Source organism: Corynebacterium mustelae, assembly GCF_001020985.1.
GTDB classification, from domain to species: Bacteria; Actinomycetota; Actinomycetes; order Mycobacteriales; family Mycobacteriaceae; genus Corynebacterium; species Corynebacterium mustelae.
In genome coordinates, this window is the sequence record NZ_CP011542.1 from 2,319,250 (window position 1) to 2,329,692 (window position 10,443).

General features: G+C 53.2%; 4 protein-coding genes. All 4 read left to right on the top strand.

Annotated elements, in window-relative coordinates:
- The first annotated feature begins 16 nt into the window (after positions 1–16).
- From CMUST_RS10370 to CMUST_RS10385, 4 genes are read left to right on the top strand one after another with little or no spacing between them, the layout of a single operon-like run.
- The gene (locus CMUST_RS10370; protein ID WP_047262457.1) at positions 17–4,444 is read left to right on the top strand and encodes a hypothetical protein; all 4,428 of its coding nucleotides are present in this window, start codon (positions 17–19) and stop codon (positions 4,442–4,444) included.
- Positions 4,441–7,575, top strand: a complete 3,135-nt coding sequence (locus CMUST_RS10375) for a hypothetical protein (protein ID WP_047262458.1) — start codon at positions 4,441–4,443, stop codon at positions 7,573–7,575. The genes CMUST_RS10370 and CMUST_RS10375 overlap by 4 nt, the downstream gene beginning before the upstream one ends.
- Before the next feature lie 37 nt (positions 7,576–7,612).
- Complete coding sequence (locus CMUST_RS10380; RefSeq protein ID WP_047262459.1) at positions 7,613–8,260, top strand: hypothetical protein; 648 nt, start codon at positions 7,613–7,615, stop codon at positions 8,258–8,260.
- Positions 8,261–8,303: 43 nt separating this feature from the next.
- Positions 8,304–10,184, top strand: coding sequence for a hypothetical protein (locus CMUST_RS10385; RefSeq protein WP_047262460.1), 1,881 nt, complete (start codon positions 8,304–8,306; stop codon positions 10,182–10,184).
- Positions 10,185–10,443 lie beyond the last annotated feature (259 nt).

A 10,443-nucleotide genomic window follows, 5' to 3' on the forward strand; every position in this document is an offset into this window, starting at 1 on the left:
CTCGGAAAGTCTCCCCATGATTCACATCCACGCAACGAAACAACCCACCGACGATGAACTTCTAGCCGTCACCTACATCACCGGTGGTGTTATCCCGCCGGTGATCCGTCTCGTTGCACACCCCCTTGAGACAGCGGAAACAAAAATGTGGGAGACATTCGGCGCAGAAAAACAACACCACAGCCTCGTGGGCTACACACCCAAACGCACCACCGGCTTCCCCGCGTGGGCTATCCTGACAGACCCGGGTAATGCGCAACACGCGTTGAATCTTGTTGCAGATGTGGAGTGGGCGCGTCGAAAAGCTGCAGCTCAAGCAGGTGCGGTGAAGAAACGGGTAGACCAGCTCACCGGAGACTTGGAAAAATCCGCCCCGCACTTCCTCCCCACCTTTCTAGAGGAAATCGCCCAAATCTTCATCAGCATCGATAAACACTCCCTCGCCGAAAAGTATTTCGCTAAAGCACGCGACGTGGAACGCACCCATGCCCTCACCATCGACATCGACCGCCACACCCAAACGTTCACCGAATTCCTCACCTTAGGCGTAGTAGATCAAAAAACACTGACACAAGAAGCTCACACCGCCGCCACCCACCTGCAACCGTCAAAAGCCTACGAGTATTTCTTCTCCCTGCTGATCACCCAAGCCACCATAGACAAACCAGTACCCGCCAAAGCCGTAAAAGCCCTCACACAACTCGGCACAAACGCAGGCAAAACCACACGCGAAGTACACCAAGAATCCACCGCAGCCTACCTCCCCACACCCGCCTTTGCCATCTCATCAAAAAAGCTCCTGAAAATAGTGCTCAAAGCACTACCCGACACACTCAAAACCCACCCCGAACTGGGCAAACAACTCTACACCTCAATCCCCCTAGAGTGGAACATCAACACCTACATCAAAGCCCTCCAACAACTTGCACTCTGGCAACCACTCCACACAAACCCAGAAAAATTCATCACCTGGCTTGACCTAGTCATTGAACACGGCAACGCACGCTGGGCATTCTGGGCCATTTCCAACCCCGATTTATTGAACGCAATCATCGCCAACACGAAAGTACTCACTGGGCACCGAGTGGAAACGGAATGCTCACACTACCACTTAGACTATTTAGACGCCCTCATCGCAGCTGGCGCACAATGGCAACCCCGAAGAAACCCCAAGACCCAAAAAGTTTCGCTCCCCTTCAACGAGTGGTACGAAAGCCACCACCGTGACCTTGCATTCCTCATGGGAAGGCAGGACCTGCGCGAAACACTTCTCGAAAGCCTGTCTAGCTACAACTTTTCCGAAAACCTTGATGTGCTGCTCAGTGGCGAACCCACGCGCAAACTCATTGGTTGGAAGCTGGAGGAAATTCGCGCAAAATGCGCCAACGCTAGAGGATCATTGGAGAAATGGAGCGAGCTAAAACTCGACAGGAAAAGCTTCACCGACTCGCGCATCCATGAGCTTTACCCCGAATTAGTCGAAGAAATCCTCCACGTCGACCCCGCCGAAGAACTCGCTGAACGCCTCCGCCGCGGAACACTCGTCGAGTACACGTGGCCCACCTTTGAAAAAGTAGCAGCAGACTTAGCTGATTACTCCAATTCGCTTGTGTCGGGAACCTACCCATGGGTGTGGGTTAAGTCAGGGGAAACCTTCATTGTTTGTAACGGTGAGGTGGTGCGAAAATATCATGCACTCGGCAAACGCTGGGTGAAAATAGTCCCCACCGACACGGATCTGCTTGTGATCTACTTCGATTCTTCTTCCCAGAAACACATGTGGATGTGGTTGAGCGAAGACCAACCCCATCAGATCAACGGGTCTGTGTACACCTACCATTTCGCGGAATACACAAACACCATTGATGGAACTTTCTATGCTGGGACTGCTGCCATTTGTGGAGATGATTTGGAGACTGAACCGGCAGGAACCCAAGCTGGTTTCGGCCCCATCTACGCCACCTCACAGCAGTCTCTTGACCACGTAACAGTTCTTCCTAGTGGTGAGAAAATGCCATGCAAGGTTTTCGATAAACGGTTCGCGCAAGGTGCTGTGCTAGGTCTTGAGATTCCCGAAGCTATTGCGGTAGCAGCTCGTCACGATGCACAGGTTTCTTTTTCGTACAGCTTCACTACTATGGCAACGGACACCACCAGCAAATCACCGTTTGGGCATGATGGTGATCGTCTCTACGGCATCTCCCTCACCAGCACGCAGGAAGGATGCTGGTTTATCAGCCCGCTGGGTACATTCCACTGCCCACAAGAGGAAGAATTTTTCGTGGTAGAAAGACCCCAAGCGGGTTACTGGTACTTGCGGAAACAATGGGGAACGTCGCACAAGCTTTTCGACGCCGCCACCGACACCCCCATCGCCCCATCACGCACCCACGACGGGAAAGATCATGTGCTCAACCTGCTGCCACCGGTAGGGTTTCACCAACTAACAATCCGCAACGAAAAAGTCAGTACACGAATGCGTAACTGCACCACCAACCAAGCAGCAGAACTGATAGCAAACCCCTTAACAATCCTTGACTTTGCCGACAACGACTCCATACTTGCCGCCGCAATCGCCGGAATCATCGTAGAGGTCAACGACATTGCACCGATCTCACTGCCCGAACTTGCAGCGATACCCCAAGAATTAGAGCACCTGTACGCAAGTTTTTCCCCACACGAGGACTCACCAGAAGAAATTCCTCAACCACCCATCGAATTTGGGGATCGCTACTCCCTAGATGCTGATGTTTACAATCTTGCCTGCGAGCTTAGTGCCCCACAAAACCGTGGTGCTGCACGCTTTTATCAGGGTTCTGGCTATTTGCGTGACACTATTGCACGAGAAACATTGTGGCTTTCATGGTTGGCCACCCCAACGCTCAATCTCGAAGACGTTCGTTCCTACCACGCATTCCTACACTGGTGCGCCGACTACAACGTATTAGGAACATGGCGCCGAATCATCCTCCCCAAGGATTACTCAACCTCATCGATTGAATATTTGTGGGACAACAATGTTTTCTACATGACTCAAGACGAAGAAAACACCGCACTCTGGAACCCCTCCCTCACCCAGCGCCCCGACATATCTCCCCTACTAGGAGCCCTCGATGATGAATTTTTCATCCCAAAAGAAGAATTCAAACGCAAAATCGACGAAATCCTACACTGGCACGAAAAACGCCACCGGGCCAATAAACGACCAACCCCAGCATGGGACACGATCACCCTTGCCGATGTCGCCGAAAAAGCCTCAACCGTAACCACCCTTCCGCCCCAGCTTTGGGCTTACTTCTTCAGCAGTTTCTACGGCGATCCTTTGGAGTGGAGTGTTCCGGAGTGGATATCCAGCGGCAAAGAGTGGAGTGTGCGGGACCGCTTTGGGCTCAGTGAACGTGAAATTTCCTCCTATATTGAATACGGTTGTGACCACTTCGATTCCCGCCACCTCACGTTCTTAGCAGTAGCTTGGCACGATAATTACCTCGCCCAAGGCCCCAACATAGAAAGTATCGGCGTGGCTTGGGAACAGTTGTGGGGTAAACCATGGATTCACATTACCGAGGACATGTGGAAGGCACTCCCCGTCAGCATTCGTGAGACCGTCAACTCTGACTTCCACGGTGGTATTCGCGCTGGTGGGCTTCCTCCGGAACGGAAAATGGATCGACTGCTGCCACTGTACCTGCACCTAGCACACCTAGTGGAGCCAGCAACGAGCACCGCGCAAACCCTTGCACGCCAAATCCAAGAACTATGCCACGATGCCCACACTGATCCACGAGTTCCACTCGGCTGCGAATACAACCGCGCCGAATCTGAAGTCACTCACCCCAACACCCACGCACTACGCATATACACAGAAGGCCACCTCGACCAGCTACTCACCTACCTCAAAACCGGCACCCCAATCACAGGCACCAAACAAGACCCATCAACCAGCGCACCCCACGTGGTCGCAGATGCAGCGAAAACCTTGAAAATCAGTGCAGATGCGGCACGGTATTTCCTGCAACTTCTCGCTCTTACCACACCCACCGACGCGGCGGTAAAGAAGTGGAATAATTGGGCGAAGAAACAACTCGACCAAGCAACCGAGGAACTTCTAGAAAAAGAACTCATAATCACAGCCAAACGCACAGGCGCTAAACGCAGCGTCTTCCTACCCGGCGGATGGCTGGACAAAAGCGATACTGGCCCCGCTATGGAAACCTGGAAAGCACCCCACTACCTCCTGTGGGATGACACAAAATGCCGCCCCATCGTAGACACCTGCCCACCGATCCTGCCCTACCCGAATCTTTTCGCCGAGGTCTGGGAACGCTACAAATCAGGTGACGTACCAGGCTATGAAGAACTCACTACAAAACGGTATCGAGGTAAAAATAATCTCCGTTTCCTCTCGAACATTGAAGCGAGTAACTACAATTTACGACCATGATTCGCCTGCATTCCACCCCGCATCGCAACGATATTCCTGCTCTAGTTGTCACCTATGCCACGAATCAATTAACCTCGCCAATCATTCGGCTAGTTCCCGAGCCTTTGGAAACAGCAGAAACAGTGGCTTTTTCTGCGGTTGGTGTGGAAAAGATGAATCAGACCCACATCGGTTTCACCCCGAAACGCGCCGCGGGTTTCCCCGCGTGGGCCATTCTCACCGACCCAGACAACGCGCAGCACGCCCTCAACCTTGTTGCGGACGTGGAGTGGGCGCGTCGAAAAGCACATACCCACGCGGGGCAGGTGAAAGACCGCATCGACGAGCTCACTGTGGCCTTACAGAACTCCGCGCCGCATTTCCTGCCTACGTTTTTGGAGGAAATCGCCCGCATATTCGCACTCGCCGGGAATATCCCCTACGGCAAGCAGTACTTCAACAAAGCCCGCGATATCGAGGAATTCTACGCCCTCCCCATCGACAACGAACGCCACTCCCACGCTTTCACGGAATTCACCAAACTCGGGGTAGTCACGGCGAAAGCACTGTCCAACGAAGCAAAAAACGTGGCCACACGCATGGAACCACAGGAAGCTTTCGACTACTTTTTCAATCTATTAATCGACCAAGTTCGCGCTGGTGTCAGCTTGTACGTGAAGGTCTTCAAAGACCTTGAAGCTTTGGCTAAAAACGCAGGCATAGACCCCGAAGCCGCCACAATTGAGCTGATCGCAGCGTACCTGCCCAGCCGGAGTTTCCCCGAAACCCCCGAATCGTTGCTGAACACGATCCTCACGAAGATGCCGCGCGCAGTTGCTCAGCACCCTGACCTTGCGGATATCTTCTACACAATAACCTTCGGAAATTGGGACATCAATGACTATGTGGCGGCGCTACAGAATGCCCAGCTGTGGGAGCCGTTGTGCGCTGACCCCCAAAAAATTGTGCCCTGGCTTGAGGCGAAGATCGCGCTCGGGAACTGGCGATTCAATTTCTTCCATAACACCAACCAACACCTCCTCGACGCTATTGACCGTAACAAGGATGCGCTTCGCGGTCGTCGAATCGCCACCAATCGTGCCACCTACCATCTCGACTACATTGATGCACTTATTGCTGCCGGTGCGCGTTGGTCAACGCTCGATTCCCGCTTCGGGCGGTTAATGGTCGAGTTTTTCGACGCCTGGCTCGCCGACCACCACCGCGACCTCATCCATCTACTGGGCCGGGAAGAAATACGGTGGGATTTTGTTGAATACCTCACGTTTAAGCAACTGGCGAAAAATTGGGACCTGGTTTTCGCGAATGAAACTGTGCTCGGGATAGCCACAGATATGCTTGAAAATCTCCACAAGGAGCTTACGTCTGCCACGGATTTCGCCCGAAAGAAAATGGTGAAGGAAAACCGCAACTATCTCACCGATCCCCGGTTAAGGGAGATTAACCCTGAAGTGATCGCCATGGTCGTTCCAGATACAAACCCCACGGAGGGGATGCAACCAGCAGAGACGACATCGCCTTCAAACTCCGCAGCGTCTCAAGGCTCCGCTACTGGTGCAGCGAACACAATCCCGAAGCCGCCGGAGCTTTGCTCCGACTACACACATTTATGGTTCAATCAGTCCCTGCACAAGCTGGCCGAAGACTTCAACGATCCTCAAGGCACTGGTCATGCGTTGCTTGACTGCCGTCTCCAGGTCTTCGTGGGCAGCATCGGGCGGGAAAAGGTCTGGCTCGCATCCCTCGCCGCGCCAGGAATCCCGCTGGATGTGGTGCGCATCTACTGTGAATTCCTGCATTGGTGCGCCGACTACGGTGTTCTCGGCGCCAAGCTTTCCAGCACCGTGCGTAGTCAACAAATATATGTCCACTCCCAACCGCCCGCCGATCTGAGAGCCTACGACGACTTTTTCGTCCCCAAAGACGACTTTAAGAAAACCCTCGACGAAATCCTAGCGTGGCACGAAAAACGCCACAGCGCGGGGAAACTTCCAACGCTTGCATGGGATAACGTTTCGCTTTACGACATCGCCACGCGCGCTGCTGCCACTTCCACACTCCCACCACGGGTGTGGGCCAGCCTGCTGACAGGAAGCTACCTCCACAAGATCGCGGAACAAACACGCATCAACACTCCCGAACTAGCGAAAGCACTCGGAACCTCCGTGACTGCGCTCAAGAAGCTACGCGCCCACACAGGTGACAATTTCTGCGAACACGACGAAATACTCCTCGGCCTCGGCTGGCACGATAACTACCTCACTGAAGGCCCCAACATCGATGCAATCTGTACCTTCTGGGAAGATAAGTGGGGTGTGCCGTGGATTCACCTCACCGACGACATGTGGGATGGCATTCCCACACAGTTATACGAAAATATCAGCGCAAGTTTTCACCGTGAGCCCTTCCCCAATGACGCATATGTAGCATATAAATTCACCAGCCTCCTTCCCGTTTACCTGCATTTAGCCCACCTAGTGGAACCAGGAAGCGAGGATGCACACACGCTTGCTGGCCGCATCAACGCCATGCGTGACTGCGATTATTCCTCTCCGGTATTCCACGAAACCCGTCATCAGCTCCACTCACTGCAAGCAGTACGCGAGGGCCACCTCGATACGCTCCTCAACTACCTGACGGAAGGAACCCCAATTGCGGGAACCAAGCAAGACCCTCTCATCAGCGCACCAGAATCCGTGGCCGATGCGGCACGGACATTGGACCTAAGCGAGGAAGCAGCCAAGTACTTCCTGCAACTTCTCGCACTTAGCGAACCCACCAATGCGGCGGTAAAGAAGTGGAATAACTGGACGAAGAAAAAACTCGACCAGGCAACAGAAGAGCTCCTGGCGAAAGAACTCGTGGTCACAGCGAAACGCACAGGCGCTAAGCGCAGCGTCTTCCTACCCGGCGGCTGGTTAGAAAAGAGCGACACCGGCTCCGCCATGGAAATGTGGAAAGCACCCCACTACCTACTAAGGGATGACACAAAATGCCGCCCCATCGTAGACACCTGCCCACCGATCCTGCCCTACCCGAATCTGTTCGCCGAGGTCTGGGAACGCTACAAATCAGGTGACGTACCAGGCTATGAAAAACTCACCACGAAACGCTACCGCAGCAGGCGTTAATTCTTCCGCCCCAGAAAGTTCTTACGAAAGGCATCCCATGAAGATCACAGTCCTCGTTGATGGCAACGAATTCTTTGAATACGCATCAGTTTTTCACACCATCGACTGTGACCGGTCGGCTGGAAGTTTCAGTGTTGAATGTGGGGTGTTGTTTGTTCACACCGAACGAGGCTTATTTGTTGGTGACCCCTATGATGAGGATTCGTACCGGGTGGAAGAAATTGAGTCGCTTCCTGGCGATGCCCATCGGGCATTGTTGGATTCCGGTGACGTGCTGAATATTCAATGCGAAAATCCGCTGGATAGCTATATTTTTCAACAGCTACAAACCAGCTTTTCACAGCCGGAGGGAAACGAGGTTTTTGATTCCATCACGGTCGTTTTTAGCCCCGATGGCCTAAGCAGTTGTGATGTGTACCGCGATCCTGACTCGGGAGACCTGATGGAAAGAAACTTTGCGTTGTCCTTACACGTGGGTAGTTCGGAAGGTACGCGTCGGCTCAGGCTTTCCGAGTTCGGGAACGTACTGCACAACCACGAAGAAGTATCCTCGATAGATTTCGTGGAAAGCTCTCTTGTCTGCCACCTGACTAATGGCGCGACGGTTGAACGTGAATTAAAGCTTGCTGGTTTTCTCACAAAAATTATCAAAGATCTGCAGGAAATTTGCAGAAATCCGGCATGATCCCCCTCTCGCCCCTTTTGCGCATGATTACCATGGACACACGATGAAAACCGAACCACGCTTGCATGAAGCTTTGCACGCTACGATCACCACGTACGGTGATGTCAGTGAATATGTGACAGCTATCGAGTCACTTGGCCTGTGGGAACGCCTAACCACCGACCCGGAAGAGTTTGTGCCGTGGCTTCACGCCGCCATCAACTACGGCAATTCAACACAGGAGTTCTTCTACCCCACCAGTGCCAAGTTGCTGGATGCGATTGAGTACAATGCCAACGCACTTGCAGGGCGTGCGATAAGGCTGCGGATCAATTTTTTCCACCTCGACTATCCGGACGCGCTTCTTGCAGCGGGTGTTCAGCAGTCGCAGATTCGCTTCGACCCTAGTTGGCTTCACCCAGTCTTTGATGGCTGGATTGCACAGCACCACCGCGATCTTGGGTGTCTTTTAAGCAATGAAAGAATCCGTGAAGAATTATCGCGGAATTTTCGGTTCGACCTGGTAATTGGCAATGTGGACGCGTTTCTTGGTGCCACGCCGACGAGGGAGTTTTTAAGTTCCATTCTTGAGTGGTGGCGTGATCGCCGCAGAGAACTTACTGGGTTCTTAGGCGAATGGGCGGCGGCGGAATCGACGCTGAAACTTATCGCTGCCGAGCCCCGACTACGGGAGATTAATCCTCAGGCAGTGGTGGAAATCCTGCACTGCGATGCGGCTGAGGAGCTCGCCGCACGCCTGCGCCTAGGCACTCTCGTGGAATTCACCTGGCCCGCTTTCGAACAGGGTGCGGTGTCGCTCATCGGCACGAACGAAACCGCACAAGTGGGCGAAGCTTTCCCGTATGTTTCGGTACGTAAGGGCAAAAAGTTGGTGCTTTTCGACGGCGAAACCACCCGCAGCTTCCTCATCCCCGATACCGCACCCCCAATAGCTGTTGTGTGGCCCGCTTTTCCCATTGACGATGATGTCCTTATCATCTACGAGAACGCCGAGCCCCCGTATGACTACGAATGGATGTGGCTTTCTGATTGCCAACCCCACCTGATGCCCGATGGTTCGTTCGATGCTGTTTCTTTCAATTATCCCCAAAAGATCGGCGACCAGTATTTTATTGGCGGCAATCCAGTTTCCGCTTCTAGCCATGAAATTTCACCGGTGGGGATTCGTCTCGGGTTTGGGCCGACGTATGTCGCTGATGCTGTGGATTCGGAAAACCTCACGGTACTTCCTTGCGGTGAATGCATTCCAGTTGAAGAATTTGATCGGCACTTCGCCGCAGGAACTTTAGATGGCCTCGACATTCCAGAAGCCGCTGCGGTTGCGGCTGAAAGTGGTGTTCCCCTATCGTTTTCGAAAAGTTTCACTGCCACAGCATCGGATTCCACCGCGCATTCCCCCTGCGGTGTTGATGGCAACCGACTGTACGGGTTTTCTTTTTCTGGGTACCTTGACGATGTCACGTTCCAGACATGCTATGTCAGCCCATTAGGCACGTTCTACTCCCATAAGATTCCAGACTTTTTCGCCGTCGAAAAGCCTGCAAGCACCATCTGGTACGTGTGCGAGCCTGAATTTTACGACGACACCATTCGCTTGTACGACGCCGCCACCGAAAACCACATAGCGCCTTCACTCACCCACACGGGCGATCTTCATGTGTTGAACTATCTGCGGCCAGCAGGTTTCCATCAGCTTCGTGTGCGCAACAAGAAGGTTAGCGCGAAGATGCGGGCCTGCACCACCGAGCAGGCACGTGCGTTGATCGACAACCCGTTAAGCATCCTCGACTTTGCCGAGGGCGATGAAACTTTGGCTGCTGCGATCGCGGGAATTCTCGCCGAAATCCGCCAACTTTCCCACGTCGATATGGATCTACCGCCTCTTACGAGCGTGCCGAAATTCCTCACATACCTGTATGAATAGGATTGCGATTGCTAACCCCGCAGATTGTCGGCTGCCTGCGGTGGGCGCGTCGACAAGCAAAAACGACACCGTCGGGTGGGTAGTTACCCTGTTCTCTTGGAAGAAATCGCACGTGTTTTTCGATATTGTGGCAGCGGGCGCGATGAGGCCGGAGCTTAGCTCACCATGGGGAAATGAAAAACTTTCGAAAACCGCCCACTTTTCGAACAAAGATAATAGAAAATAATTGCTAAACCCATTGATCCTCACTGTTAAAAGA

Coding starts and splice junctions, on each gene's coding strand:
- CMUST_RS10370 (WP_047262457.1), top strand. CDS start 17: ATGATTCACATCCACGCAACGAAACAACCCACCGACGATGAACTTCTA.
- CMUST_RS10375 (WP_047262458.1), top strand. CDS start 4,441: ATGATTCGCCTGCATTCCACCCCGCATCGCAACGATATTCCTGCTCTA.
- CMUST_RS10380 (WP_047262459.1), top strand. CDS start 7,613: ATGAAGATCACAGTCCTCGTTGATGGCAACGAATTCTTTGAATACGCA.
- CMUST_RS10385 (WP_047262460.1), top strand. CDS start 8,304: ATGAAAACCGAACCACGCTTGCATGAAGCTTTGCACGCTACGATCACC.